Source organism: Thalassospiraceae bacterium LMO-SO8 (assembly GCA_031655335.1).
Lineage (GTDB): Bacteria > Pseudomonadota > Alphaproteobacteria > Rhodospirillales > Casp-alpha2 > UBA1479.
This window is the reverse complement of the sequence record CP134226.1, coordinates 2,098,198-2,120,261: the sequence shown is the minus strand read 5'-3', so window position 1 is coordinate 2,120,261 and position 22,064 is coordinate 2,098,198. Positions and strand designations below refer to the sequence as shown.

At 65.6% G+C, this 22,064-nt stretch carries 25 protein-coding genes; 20 read left to right on the top strand and 5 right to left on the bottom strand.

What is annotated here, in order from left to right; all coding sequences use genetic code 11:
• Positions 1-9 precede the first annotated feature (9 nt).
• From RJ527_10265 to RJ527_10245, 5 genes are all read left to right on the top strand, one after another.
• Positions 10-1,086 carry a branched-chain amino acid ABC transporter permease gene (locus tag RJ527_10265; GenBank protein ID WND74431.1) on the top strand — a complete coding sequence of 359 codons (1,077 nt, stop codon included), beginning with the start codon at positions 10-12 and terminating at the stop codon, positions 1,084-1,086.
• A gap of 182 nt (positions 1,087-1,268) precedes the next feature.
• Positions 1,269-2,588 (top strand): ABC transporter substrate-binding protein, encoded by a 1,320-nt coding sequence (locus tag RJ527_10260; GenBank protein WND74430.1) that lies wholly within the window; start codon positions 1,269-1,271, stop codon positions 2,586-2,588.
• A gap of 44 nt (positions 2,589-2,632) precedes the next feature.
• The gene (locus RJ527_10255) at positions 2,633-3,472 is read left to right on the top strand and encodes an ABC transporter ATP-binding protein (GenBank protein ID WND74429.1); all 840 of its coding nucleotides are present in this window, start codon (positions 2,633-2,635) and stop codon (positions 3,470-3,472) included.
• Between the two features lie 71 nt (positions 3,473-3,543).
• On the top strand, positions 3,544-4,794 hold the full coding sequence (locus RJ527_10250; protein WND74428.1) for an AMP-binding protein: 1,251 nt from the start codon (positions 3,544-3,546) through the stop codon (positions 4,792-4,794).
• 210 nt (positions 4,795-5,004) lie between these two features.
• On the top strand, positions 5,005-6,171 hold the full coding sequence (locus tag RJ527_10245; protein WND74427.1) for a putative 2OG-Fe(II) oxygenase: 1,167 nt from the start codon (positions 5,005-5,007) through the stop codon (positions 6,169-6,171).
• Between the two features lie 60 nt (positions 6,172-6,231).
• On the opposite strand, the gene RJ527_10240 is transcribed toward RJ527_10245, so the two are convergent.
• The gene (locus tag RJ527_10240; protein ID WND74426.1) at positions 6,232-6,906 is read right to left on the bottom strand and encodes a histidine phosphatase family protein; all 675 of its coding nucleotides are present in this window, start codon (positions 6,904-6,906) and stop codon (positions 6,232-6,234) included.
• Between the two features lie 263 nt (positions 6,907-7,169).
• Complete coding sequence (locus RJ527_10235) at positions 7,170-7,682, bottom strand: Hsp20/alpha crystallin family protein (protein ID WND74425.1); 513 nt, start codon at positions 7,680-7,682, stop codon at positions 7,170-7,172.
• 161 nt (positions 7,683-7,843) lie between these two features.
• On the opposite strand from RJ527_10235, the gene ccmA reads away from it, so the two are divergent.
• The 10 genes from ccmA (at position 7,844) to RJ527_10185 (ending at position 16,304) form a co-directional block, all read left to right on the top strand.
• Positions 7,844-8,497: a heme ABC exporter ATP-binding protein CcmA gene (gene ccmA / locus RJ527_10230; GenBank protein WND74424.1), complete on the top strand. Its 654-nt coding sequence runs from the start codon at positions 7,844-7,846 to the stop codon at positions 8,495-8,497.
• Entirely contained in the window at positions 8,494-9,159 is a 666-nt protein-coding gene (gene ccmB / locus RJ527_10225; GenBank protein WND74423.1) for a heme exporter protein CcmB, read from the top strand. Before ccmA ends, ccmB begins: the two co-directional genes overlap by 4 nt.
• Positions 9,160-9,203: 44 nt before the next feature.
• Positions 9,204-9,935, top strand: a complete 732-nt coding sequence (locus tag RJ527_10220; protein ID WND74422.1) for a heme ABC transporter permease — start codon at positions 9,204-9,206, stop codon at positions 9,933-9,935.
• A 161-nt stretch (positions 9,936-10,096) separates the two neighbouring features.
• Complete coding sequence (gene ccmD, locus RJ527_10215; GenBank protein WND74421.1) at positions 10,097-10,306, top strand: heme exporter protein CcmD; 210 nt, start codon at positions 10,097-10,099, stop codon at positions 10,304-10,306.
• On the top strand, positions 10,303-10,773 hold the full coding sequence (ccmE, locus tag RJ527_10210) for a cytochrome c maturation protein CcmE (protein WND74420.1): 471 nt from the start codon (positions 10,303-10,305) through the stop codon (positions 10,771-10,773). The genes ccmD and ccmE overlap by 4 nt, the downstream gene beginning before the upstream one ends.
• Positions 10,770-12,764, top strand: a complete 1,995-nt coding sequence (locus RJ527_10205; GenBank protein WND74419.1) for a heme lyase CcmF/NrfE family subunit — start codon at positions 10,770-10,772, stop codon at positions 12,762-12,764. Before ccmE ends, RJ527_10205 begins: the two co-directional genes overlap by 4 nt.
• Positions 12,765-12,773: 9 nt before the next feature.
• Positions 12,774-13,322, top strand: coding sequence for a DsbE family thiol:disulfide interchange protein (locus RJ527_10200; GenBank protein WND74418.1), 549 nt, complete (start codon positions 12,774-12,776; stop codon positions 13,320-13,322).
• On the top strand, positions 13,319-13,795 hold the full coding sequence (locus RJ527_10195; protein WND74417.1) for a cytochrome c-type biogenesis protein: 477 nt from the start codon (positions 13,319-13,321) through the stop codon (positions 13,793-13,795). Before RJ527_10200 ends, RJ527_10195 begins: the two co-directional genes overlap by 4 nt.
• The gene (gene ccmI, locus RJ527_10190) at positions 13,792-15,015 is read left to right on the top strand and encodes a c-type cytochrome biogenesis protein CcmI (GenBank protein WND74416.1); all 1,224 of its coding nucleotides are present in this window, start codon (positions 13,792-13,794) and stop codon (positions 15,013-15,015) included. Before RJ527_10195 ends, ccmI begins: the two co-directional genes overlap by 4 nt.
• A 95-nt stretch (positions 15,016-15,110) precedes the next feature.
• Positions 15,111-16,304: a phosphoglycerate kinase gene (locus tag RJ527_10185; GenBank protein WND74415.1), complete on the top strand. Its 1,194-nt coding sequence runs from the start codon at positions 15,111-15,113 to the stop codon at positions 16,302-16,304.
• On the opposite strand, the gene RJ527_10180 is transcribed toward RJ527_10185, so the two are convergent.
• Positions 16,275-18,218: a HAMP domain-containing protein gene (locus tag RJ527_10180; protein ID WND74414.1), complete on the bottom strand. Its 1,944-nt coding sequence runs from the start codon at positions 18,216-18,218 to the stop codon at positions 16,275-16,277. The genes RJ527_10185 and RJ527_10180 overlap by 30 nt on opposite strands.
• A 206-nt stretch (positions 18,219-18,424) precedes the next feature.
• Here RJ527_10180 and RJ527_10175 point away from each other — a divergent pair, with 206 nt between their 5' ends.
• The 4 genes from RJ527_10175 (at position 18,425) to RJ527_10160 (ending at position 20,086) form a co-directional block, all read left to right on the top strand.
• Complete coding sequence (locus tag RJ527_10175) at positions 18,425-18,628, top strand: hypothetical protein (protein ID WND74413.1); 204 nt, start codon at positions 18,425-18,427, stop codon at positions 18,626-18,628.
• A gap of 66 nt (positions 18,629-18,694) precedes the next feature.
• On the top strand, positions 18,695-19,231 hold the full coding sequence (locus RJ527_10170; GenBank protein ID WND74412.1) for an NUDIX hydrolase: 537 nt from the start codon (positions 18,695-18,697) through the stop codon (positions 19,229-19,231).
• 143 nt (positions 19,232-19,374) lie between these two features.
• Positions 19,375-19,548 carry a hypothetical protein gene (locus RJ527_10165; GenBank protein ID WND74411.1) on the top strand — a complete coding sequence of 58 codons (174 nt, stop codon included), beginning with the start codon at positions 19,375-19,377 and terminating at the stop codon, positions 19,546-19,548.
• Positions 19,549-19,657: 109 nt separating this feature from the next.
• Complete coding sequence (locus RJ527_10160) at positions 19,658-20,086, top strand: DUF2141 domain-containing protein (protein ID WND74410.1); 429 nt, start codon at positions 19,658-19,660, stop codon at positions 20,084-20,086.
• 33 nt (positions 20,087-20,119) lie between these two features.
• Here RJ527_10160 and RJ527_10155 read toward each other — a convergent pair whose 3' ends face one another.
• Both RJ527_10155 and RJ527_10150 read right to left on the bottom strand, forming a co-directional pair.
• Positions 20,120-20,929 (bottom strand): hypothetical protein, encoded by an 810-nt coding sequence (locus RJ527_10155; GenBank protein ID WND74409.1) that lies wholly within the window; start codon positions 20,927-20,929, stop codon positions 20,120-20,122.
• A 186-nt stretch (positions 20,930-21,115) separates the two neighbouring features.
• Complete coding sequence (locus RJ527_10150) at positions 21,116-21,685, bottom strand: DUF924 family protein (protein ID WND74408.1); 570 nt, start codon at positions 21,683-21,685, stop codon at positions 21,116-21,118.
• 148 nt (positions 21,686-21,833) lie between these two features.
• Between RJ527_10150 and RJ527_10145 the strand changes: the two genes are divergently transcribed.
• Positions 21,834-22,058 carry a YnbE family lipoprotein gene (locus tag RJ527_10145; GenBank protein ID WND74407.1) on the top strand — a complete coding sequence of 75 codons (225 nt, stop codon included), beginning with the start codon at positions 21,834-21,836 and terminating at the stop codon, positions 22,056-22,058.
• Positions 22,059-22,064: the final 6 nt, after the last annotated feature.

Here is a 22,064-nt window from a genome sequence, read left to right as displayed (position 1 = left end):
ATCCGAGACATGTTCTACCGCGAAGCCGGACAGTTCAAGACCACCTACCAGGGCGACCAGGCCGTTTTCCCGGTGTTCCAGGACAAGATCGCCGTGATCCTGGTGATTCTCGCCGCCTATGCGGTGCCCCTGTTCGCCGACGAATACTGGTTGCAGGCGATTTTCATCCAGTTCCTGGTGTTCGCCCTGATGGCGATCGGCCTGAACATCCTGATGGGCTACGCGGGGCAGGTCTCGCTCGGCACCGGGGCCTTCGCCGCCGTCGGCGCCTATGCCTGCTACAAGCTGACCACCAACATCGAAGGCATGAACGTGATCGTCGCGATCCTGCTGTCGGGCGGCTGCGCCGCCGCCGTCGGCGTGGTGTTCGGGCTGCCCTCGCTGCGCATCAAGGGCTTCTATCTGGCCGTCGCGACCCTGGCCGCGCAGTTCTTCATCCTGTGGCTGTTCAACAAGGTCGGCTGGTTCTACAACAACAACCCGTCGGGCACGATCACCGCGCCGCCGCGCGAACTGTTCGGGGTGCTGATCACCGGGCCCTCGGCCTCGCCCGAAGCCCGCTACATCGTCTGCCTGACCTTCCTGATCGTCTTCGCCTGGTTCGCCAAGAACCTGGTGCGCGGGCGCATCGGGCGGAACTGGATGGCGATCCGCGACATGGACATCGCCGCCGAAATCATCGGCATCCGCCCATTGCAGACCAAGCTTCTGGCCTTTGCCATTTCGTCGTTCTACTGCGGCGTGGCGGGCGCCCTGATGATCTTCTGCTGGCTGGGATCGGCCGAAACGGAAGCCTTCGATCTGGCCACCGTGTCGTTCCGCGTGCTGTTCATGATCATCATCGGCGGGCTGGGATCGATCGGCGGCTCCATCATGGGGGCCGCGTTCATCATTCTGGTGCCGATTTTCCTGACCAACTTTCCGCCCATGATCGGCCTGGATATTTCCACGGCTTTGCAGAAGCACCTGGAGGAAATCATCTTCGGCGTGATGATCGTCTTTTTCCTGATCGTCGAGCCGGAAGGCTTCGCGCGGCTATGGCAGATTCTGCGCGAGAAGCTTAGGAAATGGCCGTTCCCGTACTGACGGGACGGCCCGAGAATTTTTGAAGTGACGCGGCGCGACTGCCGCCAAGACCAATAACAAGCGACGTTGGAAACCGGGTTGTGCGCGTTGGGGCCCCTTGCCCCGCGTGCCACGATCCGAGGGATAATCCGAAGGACCAAGCCCCACAAAAACCGGGGCGTCCGCAACTGGGAGACACAACCATGAAGTTCCGTAAACTGGTACTGGCCACGGCTGCGACCGTGGTTGGCCTCGGTACGTTCGCCGCGGCCGAAACCGCCAAGGCGGACGAGCAGTTCTTTCCGATGCTCGTCTACCGCACGGGCGCCTATGCGCCGTCGGGCATTCCCGTGGCCAACGGCTTCCGCGATTACTACACCCTGTTGAACAAGCGCGACGGCGGCATCAACGGCGTCACCGTCACCTTCGAGGAATGCGAAACCCAGTACAAAACCAACCTGGGTGTCGAATGCTATGAAAAGCTGAAGGGCAACGGCCCGACCGGCGCCAGCCTGTTCAACCCCTATTCCACGGGCATCACCTATCAGCTGATCCCGAAGGCCAGCGTCGACAAGATTCCGATCCTGTCCATGGGCTACGGGCGCACCTCGGCGGCCGACGGCCGGGTGTTCGAATGGGTCTTCAACCCGCCCGCCACCTACTGGTCGCAGGCGTCCGCGGTCATCAAGTACTTCGCGCGCCGGGCCGGCGGATACGACAAGCTGGCCGGCAAGAAGATCGTCCACCTGCACCACAACTCGGCCTACGGCAAGGAAGCCAACCCGACGCTCGAGGTTCTGGCCAAGCGTTACGGCTACAAGCTGACCCTGGTCCCGGTCGATCATCCGGGCCAGGAACAGGCCTCGCAGTGGCGCCAGATCCGCCGCATCAAGCCCGACTTCATCTTCATGTCCGGCTGGGGCGTGATGAACCAGGTCGCCATCAAGGAAGCCGCCGGCATCCGCTATCCCATGGATCAGTTCGTCGGCAACTGGTGGTCCGGTTCGGACGCCGACGTGGTGCCCGCCGGCGACGGCGCCAAGGGCTACCTGTCGACCACCTTCCACGGCGCGGGCACCGACTTCGGCGTTCATGCCGACATCATCAAGCACATCTACGGCGGTGATGCGGCGGCGGCCAAGGAAAACAAGGTCGGCGAGGTTCTGTACAACCGCGGCGTCGTCAACGCCATGTTCGCCACCGAAGCCGTGCGCACGGCCCAGGCCAAGTTCGGCAAGAAATCCCTGACCGGCGAACAGGTCCGCTGGGGCCTCGAAAACCTGAACATCACCCAGGAAACCCTGGACAAGCTCGGGTTCAAGGGGATGGTCAGCCCGCTCAAGATCACCTGCGAGGACCATGAAACCATGGGGCCGGTGATCATCCAGAAATGGGACGGCGCCAAGTGGTCCTACGCCAGCGAATGGCTGACGCCGATGCGCGACATCGTCCGCCCCATCGTGGAGGCCGATGCCGCGGCCTACGCGAAGGAAAACAACATCACGCCCCGGACCTGCAAGTAAGCGGTTCCGACGGGCCCCCGAACAGAGCACGAAAGGCGAGGTTCATGGTACAGGCTGTTGAACAGAAGACCGAGGCGGCCGCCCAGACGTCACCGCTCGTGGTCAACAACATCGAGGTCATCTACGACCATGTGATCCTGGTGTTGAAGGGGGTATCGCTTGAGGTTCCCGAGGGGGGCGTCGTCGCCCTCCTCGGGGCCAACGGCGCCGGCAAGACGACGACGCTGAAGGCCATCTCCAACCTTCTGGGGGCCGAACGCGGCGAGGTCACCAAGGGTGAGATTTTGTTCCGCGGCGAACGGGTCGACAGCCTGACGCCCAACGAACTGGTCAAACGCGGCGTCATCCAGGTCATGGAAGGCCGCCACTGCTTCGAACATCTGACCGTCGAAGACAACCTGATGACGGGCGCCTATACCCGCACCGACGGCGCCGCCGCCGTCGCCGAAAGCCTGGAGAAGGTCTACCATTATTTCCCGCGCCTGAAGGAACGCCGCACCTCGCAGGCGGGCTATACCTCGGGCGGCGAACAGCAGATGACCGCCATCGGCCGGGCGCTGATGGCCAATCCCAACACCATCCTGCTGGACGAGCCGTCCATGGGCTTGGCCCCGCAACTGGTCGAGGAGATTTTCGAGATCGTGAAGGCGCTCAACGAGCAGGAGGGCGTGTCCATCCTGCTCGCCGAACAGAACACCATGATCGCCCTGAAGTACGCCGATTACGGCTACATCCTGGAAAACGGCCGCGTGGTCATGGACGGCGACGCGGCGGGGCTGCGGGAAAACCCGGACGTGAAGGAATTCTACCTCGGCCTTGCCGGGGAAGGCCGCAAAAGCTTCCGCGACGTGAAGCACTACCGCCGCCGCAAGCGCTGGCTCTGACGCAAATCCCGAGCAATCCGGCACGGATTGCGGCGACGCATTTGCGTGCAACCAACAACGAGAGACCGACCATGCCCGACACCCCCCATTACGACGATCTGGAAACCCGGGCGGCGGAGGCCCGCGAGGCGGACCTGTTCGAGGGGCTGCGGGGCCTGCTGGCCCATGCCAAGGCGAAATCCCCCTATTACCGCGAAGTCCTGTCCGGCATCGACCCGGCCGGGATCATCGACCGCGCGGCGCTGGCCAAGCTGCCCGTGATCCGCAAGTCGGAACTGGTCGACCGGCAGGCGCCGGGCCATACCCTGGGCGGCCTGACGACCGTGCCCGACGGCCGGCTGCGCCACATCTACCAAAGCCCCGGGCCGACCTACGACGCCGACGGCCAGGGCGCCGACTGGTGGCGCATGGCGCGCGGGCTGTATGCCGCCGGGATGCGCGCGGGCGACGTCCTGCACAACAGCTTTTCCTACCACCTGACGCCGGCCGGGCTGATGGTCGACAGCGGCGCCCAGGCCCTCGATTGCGCCGTGGTGCCCGCCGGCGTGGGCAATACGGAGTTGCAGGTCCGCGCCATCGAACACATCCGCCCCACGGCCTATTGCGGCACGCCGTCGTTCCTCAAGATCCTGCTCGACAAGGCCGCCGAGACGGGCGCCAACGTGTCGTCGCTCGCCAGGGCCGCCGTCGGCGGAGAACCCTTCCTGCCCGATCAGCGCGCCGCCTGCGACGCCTCGGGGATCGACGCCTTCAACATCTATGCCTCGGCCGACGTCGGCCTGATCGCCTATGAAAGCCAGGCCCGCGAAGGCCTGATCCTGGAAGAGGGCCTGATCCTGGAAATCGTCACCCCCGGCACGGGTGAGCCGGTCGAACCGGGCCAGGTCGGCGAGGTTCTTCTGACCACGCCGTTCAATACCGACTATCCGTTGATCCGCTTCGCCACCGGCGACATGTCGGCGGTGATGGCGGGGGCCAGCCCCTGCGGGCGCACCAACACCCGCATCAAGGGATGGATGGGCCGCGCCGACCAGGCCGCCAAGGTCAAGGGCATGTTCATCCACCCGCGCCAGATCGCCGACATCGTCAAGCGCCACCCGGAAATCGCCCGCGCCCGCATGGTGGTGGACCGCCGGGACGGCACCGACGTCATGACCCTGATGTGCGAGACCACCCCGCCCGCCCCGGACGCCCTCGCCGCCGCCCTCGCCGACACCATCCAGGCGACCTGCAAGCTCAAGGGCGGGGTCGAGTTCGTTGCCCCCGGCAGCCTGCCCAACGACGGCAAGGTGATCGATGATCGGCGGGGGGCTGGGAGTTAAGCGACGGAGATTGTCCGCTTATGGCCAAGGATGGCCATCAATTGATTTTGCCCGATTGGCGGCCCTTTTGCTCTATTCGCTCGGCAAAATTCTCAGCCGTGCCGAGGTGCTTGACGTTCGTTCTCCGCAACGCCGGACCATTAAACTGAACTTAATCATTTACGCCAATCCTGCTGCCCCTGACTTTTGATTGAAAATTTGGGATCGGTAATGGACGCGTTCATCCGGGAACAGCTCTCCCAAAACATTCGTCGTGGCGTCAAGCAGGCCAGCACCCTAATCGACAAAAGTCGGCATGAGGAAGCGGTCGCCCTTTGTCAGAAGATGATAAACCGGGACGAAACCGCGGTTGGCCCTTGGCTTCTTCTCTTGCGGCTGGCCAGGGAGAAAGGGTCATGCATGGAGGTTATGAAACTCGGCGAACAATGCCTCCGCTCCCGGCTGGAATTTGAGTCGGGCCCGTTTGACACCGGCACCGACATTACATACGAGACGGTCGCCCGTTGGATCCTGGAAGCATTTGATCAGGTGGTCGGGAATAACTTTCAAGATGTGGATGAAAGAGACCTGCCGTCGTTTGTTCATACGTGCCTCGGCGTCTCTGCCCACGTATTGAAGGATCACGAAAAGGCGCGGCACCACTACATGATGATCCTCCAGTCCGGCCCGAAAGCAACATACGACATCGGCCAGACCATGAACTTGTTGTACGCGCTTGAACATCAGTCCGGCCATCCCGAACGGGCCCGACAGTGGGTCGACTTGGAGACCTTTCCTCTTCAATTCCAAACATCTGCCTCAGCCGCCGGAGATGATGACCCAACTTTCAATGATCGGCTGTTTGATGAAGTCATGGCGTCGCCCAACCTTAAACTGCAGTTCCAACCACAATCTGTGAACTACTACATCGCAAGAGACCTGAACGACGCCAATGCCGGGCCGTGCGTTCGGGCGGTCGAAGCCTACTTCGAAGAGTTCGTCGCCAAACACCAGGACGAATTCATCGTCACCAACCCACCGTTCAAACATCCGAATTTCGAGCGGCTGCCTGAAAAATCGTTTCCTCGGATGTTCGCCGTCGCAATGCCGGACAGCGGGTACGTCGGTCCCCACGTTCATTCCGATTGTTTTCTGGTCGCCAACTATTACGTCCGTATTCCGGATGACGTTGAGGAAAGGGACGAACTGACAAATTGCCTGGAGGTTGGCAAACATCTCTACTCATCAGCCACGGGTAATGACTACCCTCGCCGTATCATCAAGCCTGAGGTGGGAACGATGCTGATGTGGCCTGCCTATTTCAGCCATGCGACCCATCCCGGCGCGGGCGATAAGACGCGGATGGTTATCGGCATCGACCTTGAACATGCGAAATGACGAATCGTTTTATACCGGACGATGAACGTCCATTCGTCCCCTTCGGGTCAAAAGCAGACCTCACTTCCCCCCACCAAACGCCTCCGCCAGCCGCAGCCAGTCCTGCGGCGTGACCAGGGTGATGAACGCGAAGCCCAGGTCCGCGCCGGGGTCCGGGCGGACCACCACGGCCCCGGCCTCGTCCGTATACTGGCCCGTGGCGGCGCGCATCAGGTTGCCGTGGCCGACGATGATGCGGTTGGTGGCGGGCGCCGGCGGGCGGGCCAGGAGGGCGCGGGCGTTATTGACCGCCGCGTCGTGGCCGCCGACGAAATCCTGCGCCCGCAGGTTCATGATCTCCGTCGTCGTGCGCACATCGCCCAGGCCGAACAGGCGCGCCGTTTCCGCCGCGCGGCAGTATTCCGAGGACAGCACCTCGCCGACCGGAATGGCGAGGGTGCGGATGGCCAGGCCGATCAACTGCGCCGTCATCCGCCCCGCGTCCGACAACTGGCGCATTCTGGCCCCGTCGCAGCTTTGCCAGTCGCCGGCCTGCCGCACCTGATCGTTCTGGGCCCAGTCCGTCGCCGAATGGCGGAAATAGAGGACATGACCCCCGGCGCGAAGGGCCGCGACCAGGGCCGCGCCATCCCCCGCCGCCGCCGGGGCCGGGCGCGCAATTAAGGGCGCCAGGAACAGCAGCAACAACAGGACCGGGGCGGCGCGCAGCCCCCCGAAACGGCGCGGATTTGCCATGAGATTCAGGATATCGCCAGGGGCGCCTTTGGAAAAGCCCGGAATTTCAGGCCTTTGGCAGGCACAAGAAAAGATCACATTGGGGACATAATCTCGCCCCATTCCGGGGGCTAAATAGGAACCATAGACCTCCTCGTCTATTAACCAGAGACCCCCCTCTCTGGTCCCCTTAATCGGCACCAGCCGAACTTAAAGCCGGGCTCTCCCCAAGAGCCCGGCTTTTTTTCGCGATGCCGCCCCCGATGGGGCAAGAAGACCCGCGCCTATTTCTTTTGAATGGGGATGCGCTTGGCGTCGGGCGCAATCGCCTTTCCACTGCGCGGCACCTTGACGGTCAGCACCCCTTTTTCCAGCTCGGCGGTCACACCGTCTTCCAAGGCGTCCGCCGGCAGGGAGAACCCGCGCGAAAAGCTGCCGTAGCTGCGTTCACGGAACACATAGCCTTCGCCCTTGGTTTCGCTCTGCGCCTCTTTCTTGCCGGAGACGGTCAACAGGCCATTCGCCACGGAAACCTGGATATCGCCCTCATCCATGCCTGGAACCTCGAGGGTGAAGGTCATCACGCGCTGCGATTCCTTCAAATCGGTTACGGGCGGGTCGCCACTATACGCCCGCCCGGAGATCGACATATGGTGCTTGCCGATGGTCTCCCACATGTCCTCGAACACGTCGGACAGCTTTTGGCGAAAACTTTCCTTGGGTTCGGCCTTTTTCACGGGGACTTTGGCCGGTGCTTTCGGTTTGGCGGCGGTTGCGGTCGCGGGTTTCCGGGTCATGTCTAAATTCCTCCATACGCATGAAAACCACGGCCCCTATCACAGCCCCGCACGGCCCGGCGCGCATTGATGAAGGTCAAATCCAAGGCCCTGTATTCACAATGGCTTCCGGGCTATTACTGAGCGGGGCGATCGCCCAGAACCGGAGGACCCGTCCACCCGTGAACCGTTTCCAAGGACAAAAGCTCGACTGCCTGCGCAGCGCCCGGCCCGTGTTTCGGGGCCTGGCGTTCCAGGTCGAAAGCGGTGGGGCGCTGGTCCTGACGGGGCCCAACGGCTCCGGCAAATCCTCGCTGCTGCGGCTCATGGCGGGGCTGCTGCCGCCGGCGGCGGGCACGCTTTCTTGGAACGGCGCCCCGGTCGCCGACGATCCCGACGCCCATCGCCAGCGGCTGCGCTATCTCGGCCATCTGGATGCGGTGAAGCCCGCCCTGACCGCGTCGGAAAACCTCGCCTTCTGGGCCGGGCTCATCGGCGCCACCCCCGACAGGGCGGTCGCCCCGGCGCTGGAGGCGCTCGGCATCGGCCATCTTTCCGACCTGCCCGCGCGCTTTCTCTCGGCCGGGCAGAAACGGCGCCTGAACCTGGCCCGCCTGGCCCTGGCCCCGGCCGCCATCTGGCTGCTGGACGAACCGGCGACGGCGCTGGACGCCGAGACCACCGACCGCCTGCGCGGTCTGATCCAGCGCCACCGCGACGCGGGCGGCATGGCCGTGGTCTCGACCCATTCGGACCTGGGGCTGAAGGACGCCGACAACCTGGACCTCGCCGGCTTCGCCGCCCGCCCGGCGCTGGACGCGGACACCGCCGCATGACCGGCTTCCGCGCCATCCTGATGCGCGACCTGCGCCTTGCCCTGCGCCAGGGCATGGACAGCGCCATGGTCGTCATGTTCTTCGTCATCGCCGTGGTGCTGTTCCCCCTCGGCGTCGGGCCGGAGCCCAACGTGCTGGCGCGCATCGCGCCCGGGGTGCTGTGGGTCGCGGCGCTGCTGTCGGTGCTGCTGTCGCTGGAACGCCTGTTTCATGCGGATTTCGAGGACGGATCGCTGGAGCTTCTGGCCTTGAGCCCCCCCGCGCTCGAAGTCGTCGTGCTGGCCAAGGTGTTGGCCCATTGGCTGATCACCGGCCTGCCGCTGATCGTCGCCGCCCCCGTGCTGGCGGTGCTGCTGAACATGCCGGCGGACGGCTTCGGCCTGTTGCTGCTGGCGCTTCTGCTGGGCACACCGACGCTCAGCCTGATCGGTGCCGTGGGGGCGGCCTTGATCCTGGGTTCGCGCCGGGGCGGGGTGCTGTTGGCGCTGTTGATCCTGCCACTGTTCATTCCCGTTCTGATCTTCGGCGTCGGCGCGGTCGAGGCCGCCATCGGCGGCTTTCCGGCGCGCGCCCCCCTGCTGCTGCTGGGCGCGATCTTCGCGGGCGCCCTGGCGCTTTGTCCCTGGGGGGCGGCGGCCGGGCTGCGTCAGGCCTTGGAATAGCTGGGTGCTGGAATAAATTTTTCGAAGAGGGTAGCTTCCCGGCCATGTTCAATTACTTCGCCAACCCGCGCCGCTTCATGAAGCTGGCCACGGTGCTCAGCCCCTGGCTGGCCGGGGCGACCGCCCTGCTGGCGGCGGCCGGGCTTTACCTGGGCCTGTTCGCCTCGCCCGCCGATTATCAGCAGGGCGAAACCGTGCGCATCATGTACGTGCATGTGCCGGCGGCCTGGATGTCCCTGTTCTGCTATGTGGGCCTTGCGGTCTCCGCCGCCGTCGGGCTGATCTGGAAGCATCCGGTGGCCGATGTGGCGGCCCGGGCGACGGCGCCCATCGGCGCCTGCTTCACCTTCCTGGCTCTTCTCACCGGCTCGCTCTGGGGCAAGCCCATGTGGGGGGCCTGGTGGGTGTGGGACGCGCGGCTGACCTCGGTCCTGGTGCTGTTCTTCCTCTATCTCGGCTACATGGCGCTCAACAGCGCCTTCGACGATCCGCAGCGGGGGTCCAAGGCGTCGGCGATCCTGGCCATGGTCGGTCTGGTCAACGTGCCGATCATCAAGTTTTCCGTCGACTGGTGGAACACCCTGCACCAGCCGGCGTCCATCGTGCGCATGGGCGGGCCGACCATCCATCCCGACATGCTGTGGCCCCTGTTCCTGATGATCGGGGCGTTCACGGCCTATTACCTTTGGGTGCTGATGCTGCGCATGCGCCGCGAGTTGACGGAAACCCGCCTGCGCGCGCGGCGCCAGATACAGGCCGAGGAAGCCGGGGCGTGAAAAACACATTCAATAAATTGCAACCTTGCCCCGGAACCATGGGCCGCTAAACTGACCGACATCAAGGACGGCGCCGGTATCGGGGATATGATGCCGGCGTTGCCAATCCGGCGCACGGCCACCACATAAATGCCGCAATCAGAGGGCCCCTTTCCAGCACCATGACCAAGATCAGCGAATTCCTCGACATGGGCGGCTACGCGGGCTTCGTGTGGCCCAGTTACGGCGCCGTGATCGCCGTGCTGGCGGTTCTGCTGTGGCTCAGCCTGCGCGGCCTCAAGGCGGCGGAAAGCGAGCTGGCCCGCCTTGAAGGGGGCGCCCCCCGGCCCAGGCGGGGTGCGGCCCCCAAGGACGGAGCGGCCGGGCCGTGAAGCGCAAGCATAAACGCCTGACCTTCGCCGCCATCGGGCTGTGCCTGCTGGGCGTCGCCGCCGCCCTGGTGCTGACCGCCTTCGAGGAAAGCATCGTGTTCTTCCATTCCCCGACCGACATCGCCGAGGGCAAGGTCAAGATCGACCGCCGCGTGCGCCTGGGCGGCCTGGTCGAGGACGGCAGCGTGAAGAAACTGGCCGGTGCCGTCACCGCCTTCCGCATTACCGACGGGGCCAACGTGATCGACGTGACCTACAGGGGTATCCTGCCCGACCTGTTCCGCGAGGGTCAGGGCGTGGTCACCGAGGGCCGCCTGATGGGCGGCCTGTTCGTGGCCGAGGAAGTGCTGGCCAAGCACGACGAAAATTACATGCCGCCCGAGGTCGCCGACGCGCTGAAGAAATCCGGCCGCTGGCAGGAAGGATCGGGCCAGAAACACCCAGGTAAGGGGGAAACCGCCAAATGATCGCCGAACTGGGCCACTTCGCGCTGATCTTGGCGCTGTTCGTCGCCGCCGTGCAGGCCACCCTGCCGCTGATCGGCGCGCAACGGGGCGACGCCGGATGGATGGCCGTGGCCCGCCCGGCGGCGCTGGCGCAGTTCCTGCTGGTCGCCGTCGCCTTCGGCTGCCTGATGAACCTCTACATCACGTCGGACTTTTCCGTCCTCAACGTCGCCCAGAACTCGCATACGGACAAGCCGCTGCTCTACAAGATTTCCGGCGTATGGGGGAACCACGAGGGCTCGATGCTGCTGTGGGTGCTGATCCTGGCGCTGTTCGGCTCCGCCGTCGCCGCCTTCGGCGCCAACCTGCCGCCCAGCTTGCGTGCCCGCGTGCTGTCGATCCAGGCCCTGATCGCCGTCGGCTTCTATCTGTTCATCCTTTTAACCTCGAACCCGTTCGAACGGCTGATCCCGGCGCCGGTCAACGGCAACGACCTCAACCCGCTGTTGCAGGACCCAGGTCTCGCCTTCCATCCGCCCATGCTCTATCTGGGCTATGTCGGCTTCTCCATGGCGTTTTCCTTCGCCATCGCGGCCCTGATCGAAGGCCGGGTCGACGCCGCCTGGGCGCGCTGGGTGCGGCCCTGGACCCTGGCCGCCTGGTGCTTCCTCACCGCCGGCATCGGATTGGGCAGCTGGTGGGCCTATTACGAACTGGGCTGGGGCGGCTGGTGGTACTGGGACCCGGTCGAAAACGCGTCGTTCATGCCCTGGCTGGCGGGCACGGCCCTGCTGCATTCGGCGACGGTGGTGGAAAAGCGCGACACCTTGAAGGGCTGGACCATCCTGCTCGCCATCATCACCTTTTCCATGAGCCTGCTCGGCACCTTCCTGGTGCGGTCCGGCGTGCTGACCTCGGTTCATGCCTTCGCCACGGATCCGACGCGCGGCGTGTTCATCCTGATCCTGCTGATCATCGTGATCGGCGGCTCGCTCGCCCTCTATGCCTGGCGCGGCCCGCAGCTGATCTCGACCGGCCTGTTCCAGCCGATCAGCCGCGAGGGCGGATTGCTGTTCAACAATCTGGTCATGGCGACGGCCACGGCGGTGGTGCTGCTCGGCACGCTCTATCCCCTGCTGCTCGACGCCGTCGGCGGCGGCAAGGTCTCGGTCGGCCCGCCGTTCTTCAACGCCGTGTTCATCCCCATCATGCTGCCCATGATCCTGGTCATGGCGGTCGGCCCCATGCTCAATTGGAAACGGGGCGACTGGCGCGCCGCCGTGGCCCGCCTGTGGCCCGCCATGGTGGCGGCCCTGCTGGCCGCCGTCGCCGCCTGGGCCCTGGTCACGGACGGCCCGTTCCTGGGCATCGTCGGCATGGCCTTGGCGGCCTGGCTTGCCATCGGCACACTGGTCGAACTGGCGGAACGCCTGCGCCTGGGCCGCGACGGCCTGGGCCGCGCCTTCACCCGTCTGGCGCGGCAGCCGCGCGCCGCCTGGGGCATGACCCTGGCCCATTTGGGCCTGGCCGTGACCATCGCCGGGATGACCGGGGCCGGCGCCTGGGTCAAGGAAAGCATCCAGGTCATGGCGCCGGGCGACACGGTGACGCTGGCCGGTTACGAATTCCGTTTCGACGGCGCCAAAAGCGGCCAAGGCCCCAACTACGCCTTCACCGCCGGTCACTTCACGGTGTCCAAGGGCGGCAAGGTTTTGGTCGTCCTCGACCCGGAAAAGCGCGTCTACAACGTCTCGGGCCAGCCGACGACCGAGGCCGGGATCGAGCCCACCCTGCTGGGCGACATCTATGCCGTGATCGGCGACCAGGGCACCACGCCCGAAGGCAAGCCCGGCTTCGTCACGCGGCTGTATTTCAACCCGCTGGTCGCCTGGATGTGGGGTGGGCTGATGATCATGATCGCGGGGGGTGCCCTCAGCCTGTCGGACCGCCGTCACCGCGTCGGCGCCCCGGCGCGGCGCGGCGCCGTGGTCCAGGCCGCGGGCGCGGACTGAGGACAGGCCATGAAATCGCGCCTGCCCTATCTGCTGCCGCTTGGCCTGTTCCTGGTGCTTGCCCTCTACTTCGCGGTCGGCCTGACCAAGGACCCCAAGATCATCCCCTCGGCCCTGATCGACAAGCCGGCGCCCGAATTCACCCTGCCGCCCGTGGCCGGCGGCAAGACCCCGGGCTTCGCCACGGCCGACCTGAAAAAGGGCCAGGTCAGTATCGTCAACGTATTCGCCAGCTGGTGCGTGCCCTGCCGCGCCGAACATCCCGAGATCAACAAGCTGGCCAAGATGGGCATCGTTCCCGTCTACGGCCTGAACTACAAGGACACGCCCCAGGCGGCGCGCGCCTGGCTCAACCAGCTGGGCGACAACTATACGGCCACGGGCGCGGATGAAAGCGGGCGCGTCGGCATCGACTGGGGTGTCTACGGCGTGCCGGAAACCTTCATCGTCGACGGCACGGGGCGCATCCGCTTCAAACACGTGGGGCCCATCGTCGGCGACAAGCTGGAAAAGGAAATCCTACCGTTGATCCGCCAGATCCAGGGAACCGGCAAATGATCCGCGCCATGGTTTTCGTCGCCTTGCTGTTGGCCGTTCTACCGTTGTCGCCCGCCCGCGCCGTTAACCCGGACGAGATGCTGACCGATCCGGCGCTGGAACATCGCGCGCGGGTAATCTCCAAGGATCTGCGCTGCCTGGTCTGCCAGAACCAATCGATCGACGATTCCGACGCCGGCCTGGCCAAGGATTTGCGCGTGCTGGTGCGCGAGCGCCTGAAGGCCGGTGACAGCAACGAACAGGTGATCGACTACGTGGTCGCGCGCTACGGTGATTTCGTGCTGCTGAAGCCGCCGGTGAAGGCCTCGACCCTCGTGCTTTGGGCCGGGCCGGCGGTGGTCGCCTTGTTTGGCATCCTGGCCCTGATCCTGTTTTACCGCCGCCGCCGCACGGCATCGCCAGTCGCGGCACAGCCGCTGTCGGCCGAAGAACGGGCGCGTCTGAACAAACTGCTTGAGGGAGATGCCCCATGACCGCCCTGGTCATCGCCATGGCGGTGCTGGCGGCCGTTGTCGGGCTGGCCCTGGCCGGGCCGCTGCTGCGCCGTAACGCCGCCCCCGCGGCCCGCGCCGAATACGACCTGACCGTGTTCCGCGATCAATTGAAGGAGATCGAACGCGACGCGGCCCAGGGCCTGCTGGATGCCGAGACCGCCGAGGCCGCGCGCCTGGAAGTCCAGCGCCGCATGCTGGCCGCCGACACGGAATTGCAGGCCGGGACAAGCCTCACCGGCAGCGGCGGCCCACGCCGCCTGACCGCCGTGCTGATCGGCGGCGGCGTGCCGCTGGCGGCGGCGGCCCTCTACGTCGTCCTGGGCTCGCCCGGCCAACCGGACCAGCCCTTCGCCGCCCGTGACCTGCCCGCCGAACAGGTGGCGGCGCAGACCGCGGCACGCCCGGAACCCAATCCCGAAATGACCGCCATGGTCGACCGCCTGGCGGACCGGCTGAAGGACAATCCGGACGATATCGAGGGCTGGCTGCTGCTCGGCCGCAGCTACATTTCCATGGAACGCTTCGCCGATGCCCTGAGCGCCTTCGCCCGCGCACGCGGGGTCGCCGGCGGCCGAACCGACGTGGAGATCGCCTATGCCGAGGCCCTGATCCTGACCAGCCAGATGAAGGTCACGGACGACGCGGCGGCGATCTTCCGGGCCGTGCGCGACAAGGCCCCCTTCAACCCAAAGGCCCGCTATTACCTGGGCCTGAAAAAGGCGCAGGCCGGTGACGTCAATGGGGCGTTGCAGGACTGGGCGGATCTGGTCGCCATTTCGTCGGAAGACGCCCCCTGGGTGCCCGTGGTGCGCCAGCAGATCGCCCGCGCCGCCGAGGACCTGAAGATCGATCCCCTGACCATCACCATGTCCGAGGACGCCCGCAAGCTGTTGGCGCAACAGCCCCCGGTGCTGCGCCCCTCGACCCCCATCATGCGGCCCGAGGGTGCCGACCCCCATGCCGAGGCCCCCGCCGCTCAGCCGGGACCGTCCCGCGAACAGATGGAGGCGGCCCAGGACATGACCGCCGAGGACCGCGACGCCATGATCCGCGGCATGGTCGCGCGTCTGGCCGACCGGCTAAAGGAAAACCCGGACGATCTGGCCGGTTGGACGCGGCTTGAGCGTGCCTACCGGGTGCTGGGCGACACGGCCAAGGCCGACGCGGCGGCGGCCGAGATCAAGCGTCTCACCCCCTAGATTCCGTCAACTGCCCCTTGGCGCGGGCGGTGACTATCCCCTATAACCGCCAGCAATCCGATCATGAGAAACCGACCTAGGGGGATCTCCGCACCATGCGCCAATTCAAGACCATCGACGATCTCGACGTCCGGGGCAAAACCGTCCTGGTGCGCTGCGACCTCAACGTGCCCATGAAGGACGGCGAAGTATCCGACGCCACGCGCCTTGAGCGGTCCGCCGTGACCCTGACCGATCTGATCACGGCGGGGGCCCGGGTCTGCGTGCTGTCCCACTTCGACCGGCCCAAGGGCAAGGTCGTCCCCGGGATGAGCCTGAAGCCCGTGGCCGACGCCCTGTCCGGTATCCTGGGGCGCGAGATCGCCTTCGCCCCCGACTGCATCGGCCCCGAGGCCCAGGCCGTGATCCGCGCCATGAAGGACGGCGAGGTCTGCGTGCTGGAAAACCTGCGCTTCCACGCCGAAGAGGAAGCCAACGATCCCGCCTTCGCCGCCGAGTTGGCCGCGCTGGGAGATTTTTACGTCAACGACGCCTTTTCCGTGTCGCACCGGGCCCATGCCTCGACCGAGGCCATCGCCCGCCTGCTGCCCGCCGCCGCCGGACGCCTGATGCAGGCCGAACTGGACGCCCTGACCAAGGCGTTGGAAGCCCCGGAACATCCGGTCGCCGCCGTGGTCGGCGGCGCCAAGGTCTCGACCAAGATGGAAGTCCTGGGAAACCTGGTGGAAAAGGTCGACCTTTTGATCATCGGCGGCGGCATGGCCAATACCTTCCTGCATGCCCAGGGCATCGACGTCGGCAAGTCGCTGTGCGAGCACGACATGGCCGACGCGGCCAGGGACATCCTTGCCCGCGCCGAAAAGGCCGGCTGTGAGGTCGCCCTGCCCGTCGATGCGGTGATCGCCCGCGAATTCAAGGAAGGCGCGCCGTCGGACGTGGTCGATGTGCGCGCCGTGCCCGATGACGCCATGATGCTGGATGTCGGCCCGGTCACCGTCCAGCACCTGATCAAGCGCTTGAAGGATTGCCGCACCCTGGTGTGGAACGGCCCCCTGGGGGCGTTCGAGATCAAACCCTTCGACGCCGGCACCAACGAGTTGGCCCGCGCGGCCGCGGTGCTGACCCGGGACGGCACGCTGACATCCGTCGCGGGCGGGGGCGACACGGTGGCGGCGCTGATCAACGCCGGCGTGGGCGCCGAATTTTCCTATGTCTCCGCCGCCGGCGGCGCGTTCCTGGAATGGCTGGAAGGCAAGGACCTACCCGGCGTCGCGGTCCTTCGAACCTGAGGCCTGGGCCACCGGCCCGGCGATCGCCTGCGGCTGCGTGCGATGAGCGAGGGTGTCCAGCAACGCCCGTAGATAATCCGATTGCGCCGCCAACTGGTCGGTCGCCAGGCGCGCCTCGTCGGACGCCGAGGCGGCCAGACGCTGCGCCGTGTCGGTAACGTGTTCAACCTCACGCGTGCAGGCGCTCAGCGCCCGCTCGGCGCGGTCGACGGCGTCGCGGATGGCGGCCAGACGAGCCCGCGATTCCGGATCCTTCAGACTGGCCTGACGCACGGCGCCGCCGCCCATCGCCACGGTCTTGTCGCCGTCGGCGGCCGGATCGGCCCCGCCCGGCGTGTTCGGACGGCCGAACAGGAACTGGTTGAATTCCTCGCGCACGGCGACGACATGGCCGCCCAAGCCATCCAACTGTTCGCGCGCGGCGGCGATGTTGCGGATCAGGGTATCGGTCAGTTCGACATCGATAATCGCCGCCGATGCCTGACGGCTGACCTGCGACAGATGGTTGGAGACCTTGCCCAGCGCCGCCTCCCCGCCCGCCGCCGCGGCCTGAACCTGGGATTGCGCCAGGGCCTGGGCCCGGGCGAGCGCCGGCACCGGGACCTGATTGGCCTGGTCCTCTTCGAATTCGGCCAGCAGGTTTTCCATCTCGTCCATTTCACGGCGATAATCCGCGAGCGTGCGGCGCAGGACCTCAGCGTCGTCGGACGCGGCCTGGGCGCGGCGCGCTTCGGCCTCCATGGTCTCGACCGCTTGCAGGGTCTTGGCCTGGGCATGGTCCAGGTCCTGACGCAGGTGCTCCGCATCGGCCATGGCCGCCATCCAGTCGTCGAAGGCGCGGGCAAGCTGGCCGACGGCGTCGCGGTTGCCGCGGCCCGGAATCATGACCGTGCGGTCGCCCCGGGCCAGCCTGTCGGCGGCCTCGGCCAAGGCCTGAACCGGGCGGGTAATGGTGCGCATGACGATGAGCCCGAGCGTCACCACCCAAAGGATGATCGCGGCCCCGCCGCCGACCAGGGACGCGGCGGCGAACTTGCGGGCGGCGGTCAGGGCGTCCCAGCGTTCGCCGGTCAGTTCGCCGGCAACGCTGGTCAGCGCCGCCAGGGAGGGCGCCATGTAGGTCAGAATGTCGTCGAACCGCTGGGCGTCCTCGTTGACGCGCACCCGCGCGGTTATCAGGGCCATCATGGCGTCCTGGTGACGGATCAGCAGATCGGTGATCGCCGCACGGTCGCCCCGCGGCAAGCCCGCGTCTTCGATCCGCGCCGCCAGTTGCTTGTAGGCGTCCTGAAGGTCGACCAGATGCACCGGATCGCCGGTCAGGACCATTTCGCTGCCCAACTGGTTGACCCGCGACAGAAGTTCCGGCAACCCGCGCCGGCCCGAGGCGGCAAGCCGGGGCGCCAGGGCCTGATCGGCGTCGCGCAGGGCGCCGCCCGCCGCCGCGGGATTGCTGGACAGGGCGCCGACCAATTCCGACAGGTGCTGATCGTATTGCACCAGACCGTCCTTCAGGGTCGCGATCGGCCGCGCAAGGTCGCCCGCGTCCGCATGGGCGCCGAGGGCGTCAAGGGTGCGCGATTGTTCATCCAGAAGGCCGCGCATGTCTTGCGCCGCCGCCGCATCGCGGGTCAGGATATAGCGTTTCTCGTCGGTTTGCAGGGCGGCCTGTCCGCGGGCGACGGCGGTGACCAGCGTGCTCAGATTCTGCGCCCGCTCAAGCCCCAGGTGGGCGGCGGATACCCGGTCGTTCACATGCACGATAAGCCCGGCGTAGACCATGACCGCCAACAGCCCCACGATCACGAACATCCCGGTGCGCGTCGACAGCCGGGTTCCGCCCAGGAACGTGCGGCTGGCGTAGGTCGGGCGGCGAAGCGCCAGGTAGGTATGATCGTAGTCGCGGTCTGCCACGGGTGCCTTCAGTCTGCTCTTTTACATGCCGAGGTGTGCGCCCTTTCGCGGACGCCGTCCAGTACATGCGGATTTTCGCAACTAGGTCCGAATATTTCCTTAAAATACAACGGTCCGGGCCCTTTGGAACCAGTCCATAAGACATATTGAATTCCCCGCCTGATGTGCCATGATTTGAGACCGATTCGCAAAGGGAAACTGCCGTCATGGTCGAATCCGTCGGGCCTCTGGGTGCCGCCGCCAATGTTCTGGGTTTGAAACGCTCGCTGAAGCAGGAACAGCTGGCGGCTGACCTGTTGCAGGACGCGCAGAACAACCTGAAGGAATTCAACGCCCAGAACGGCGCCGTTCCCGAGCTTGACCCCAATGCCCCCGCGCGGCGCGGCCAGATCATCGACGTCATCGCCTGATCCCGCCGCCTGCGGCGTTTCCAGCCCCTTTGCCGCCCGGGCCGATAGTCGGCTACAGTCCCCTTCATGAGCGACGATATGCGCAAACCCGGCCCCAGCGTGTGGACCGTGCCCGAAGGCGACGAGCGCGAGCGCCTGACCTGTCTGGACTGCGGGTTCATCCATTACGACAATCCCAAGGTCATCGCCGGCGTGGTCGCGACCTGGGACGGACGCTATCTGATGTGCCGACGGTCCATCGAACCCCGCGCCGGTTTCTGGACCGTGCCGGCGGGGTTTCTCGAGCTTAACGAAACCACCGCCGACGGCGCGAAGCGCGAGGCCTGGGAAGAGGCCCGCGTCGATATCGAGATCACCGGCCTGATCGGCGTTTACGAAATTCCCCGGATTTCGCAGATCTACGTCATTCACGCCGGGCGCATGACCACGGGCGACCACGCCCCCGGCCCGGAAAGCACCGATACCCGCCTGCTCGCCTGGGACGACATTCCATGGGACGACCTGGCCTTTCCCTCCATCCGATGGGCCCTGGAACGCCACAAGGACGGCCTGCCGCCGGACATCGCCCAGGCCCCGCCCCGGCCCGCCGCCGGCCCTCGCTGACCGGCTTTTTCCAACTGGGCAAAATTTACCGGGCTTTGAGACTCCGTTAACTTTTGTCCGACTATCCTCGGCGCATGAACAGCGTCAACACCCCAACCGGCGGATCAACCGCCCTTCCCGCGAAGCCCGCCGGCCGGTCAGCGGTGACCTACGCGTCGGAGTCCGTGCGCGAAGTTCAGGCCCGGGCCAGCCATATCCGCCAAGGCGAAACGGCGGTCGAACGGCGCGGCATGCGGCGCCTGAACGAGGTCATGGCCGCGGGCAAGGATCTGCGGCGCGACGTGCCGCGCGGGTTCTACCTGAACATCACGGTTTGACGACCTCGCGCCCGCAAGCCCCCTGCGGGCTTGATCCCGGCACGATCCGTTCATAGCTTCACCGCAGACATCCGAAACGCCCCGAAACCCGACACAGGATCCCCGGCCGGTGTTCAGAATTGCCCTGATTTCCCTGTCGATGTTCTGTGCATTGGCGGCCGGCGCCGGCCATGCCGCCGATCTGACCGTGACCGTGACAGGACTGCGGTCCGACGACGGCGACGTGCATATGGCGCTTTATGATCGGGCGGAGACCTTTCCCAAAAGCGACGGCATGCTGGCGGAAGGCGTGATCCCGCCGTCGGGCCGCCGCGCAAGCTGGGTGTTCAAGGATATCAAACCCGGGCGCTACGCCGTCGCCGTGTACCACGACGCCAACGGCGACCATTCCTTCGATCAGGGTCCGTTCGGAATTCCGTTGGAGGATTACGGGTTTTCCATGGGGGCCCGGGCCTTCCTGAGCGCCCCGGATTTCGACGACGCGGCCTTCCCCGTGACCGAGGAAGGCCGCACCGTCACGATTGATTTCGGCAACTAAGGCAACGAGAGGGCGCCCCTAGCGCCGCTCCTTTCACCGCGTTTCGTTGCCGCCCAGGCGGTCGGAATAGATGCGCACGATATCAAGCGGGAATGCTTCCGTGCCCGCGGCTCCCTGGGGGGCGCCGCGCTTCACCGCCTCGGCCAGTTGCGGATTGTTCGTCAATTGCTGGAACGTGCGTTCGGCAAGCACCGCGGGGGCACGTTTGGTCAAACCCGCGATATCCACATGATCGACGGTGGCGGTCATGTCCTCTTTCGACAATTTGGTGCCCTGCGGCGCGCAGTAGTAACCGAACAGGTGATTGTCGTAACGGCCGCGATAGTCGTGGGGATCGCTGTTGAATTCGGCATGGAAGCCGAAGCAGCTTTGCCCCGTGTCCTTGCGCTCGAACGGCAGCAGGTAATAAGGCAGCTTGCCCTTGTAGGCGAAGCTGTCGGCGCCGTAGGCGAACTTGCCGCCCTTGGCCAGATTCCAAAGCTCCAACGTGTCCCGCGTGGTCTTGTCGAATTCCAGGACATGCTTGTCGCCGCCTTGCGCGCCATAGCCGTAGGACGAGGCCTCGACGGAGATAACCTCCGCCTGGGCGCCGCCGGGGCCGCGGAACAGGGCGTATTCCTCTTCCTGGTGGTTGTCCTTGTATTCGGCGCGAAGGGCACTTTGCGGCGCCAGGCCCGGCGCGTCGAAGGACAGCAGCTCGCTGCCGGGCGGAACCGGGGCGACGGCGGGGGAGACATTCCAGGTTGCGTTCATGGTGCAGCCGGACATCAACAGAACCGCGCCGGCCGCCGCGACGGTCTTGGAAATCAAGGCCTTCGGCGATTTCGAATGGGGGAACTTCATCTGCGTACACTCCAGTGAATGACGGGCGCATCCGGAAACCGCCCCTTCCCGGACATACGTTCAATTTGCCTCCATAAACTGGGCCGGGAGATGCGCTAAATCAAGCGTCAGCCCCGAAATAGGGCCGTCTGCCATCAAACGCTTATGGTCCGCGACCCGCGTGCCATAAACGCTTATCGCAATCTCTTAAAACCCCCGCCCCTGTTCCGCCAGGAAGGCCTTCTCCGCCTCGGTCGATGGGCGGCCGAGAACGGCGTTCCGGTGGGGGAAGCGGCCGAATTCGCGAATAATGGCATGGTGTTTAAGCGCCGATTCGACGCAGGCGTCGACGGGAATGGTCGCGAACAGCAGGACCGAGCGTTCCTGGGCCTCCAGATCCTCGGCATGCATGAAGGGCATGTAGAGGAACATGCGCTCTGCCCAGTCGAGCCCCCGGTCGTGGCGCGCCATCAGCGCCTTGCGCGCATGGGCCAGGGCCTGTGAATCCGTGGCATAGGCTTCCGGCCCGTCGCGGAACAGGTTGCGCGGCACCTGGTCGAGCAAAATGACCAGGGCCAGGCTGCCCAGGGGTTTGCGCGCCAAATTGTCGTAATGACCCTCGGCCGCCCAGTGGTAATGATCTTCGAAACGGGCCCGGATATCGGCGTCGAACGCGGCGTCGGCCTTGAACCACACCTCGCGGAACAGGGGCTCGCCCGTCTCGTCCCGCACGAACCAGAAATCCAGAACGTCCTCGATCACCGCCGCCCGTGACATGCGGTTCTCCTTTGCCCTTTCCTGCGAGCGCCCATAACAGGCCAACGGGCCCTTGTTATGTGCCCCACTTTAGCGATAGCGTACACGTCCTGCCGCGCAAGCGGCGCGTTTTTTCCGGCTCGGCGCTTGGAACGGAGGGATTCCCCGCATGACTGCCCGCTTCCGACGGCCTTGGGGCCTTGGCGCCCTGCTGCGCGGGACCGTCTGCGGCGCGGCCCTGGGCGTGGTGGCCGCGTGCCAGCCGACCGTGCAGGTGAATGCACCGGAAAAGCCCATCGTCATTAATTTGAACGTGAAAATCGAACACGAGGTCCGGGTGAAACTGGAAAAAGACGTGGACGACCTTCTCAAGAAAAACAGCGGTTTGTTCTGATGAAAC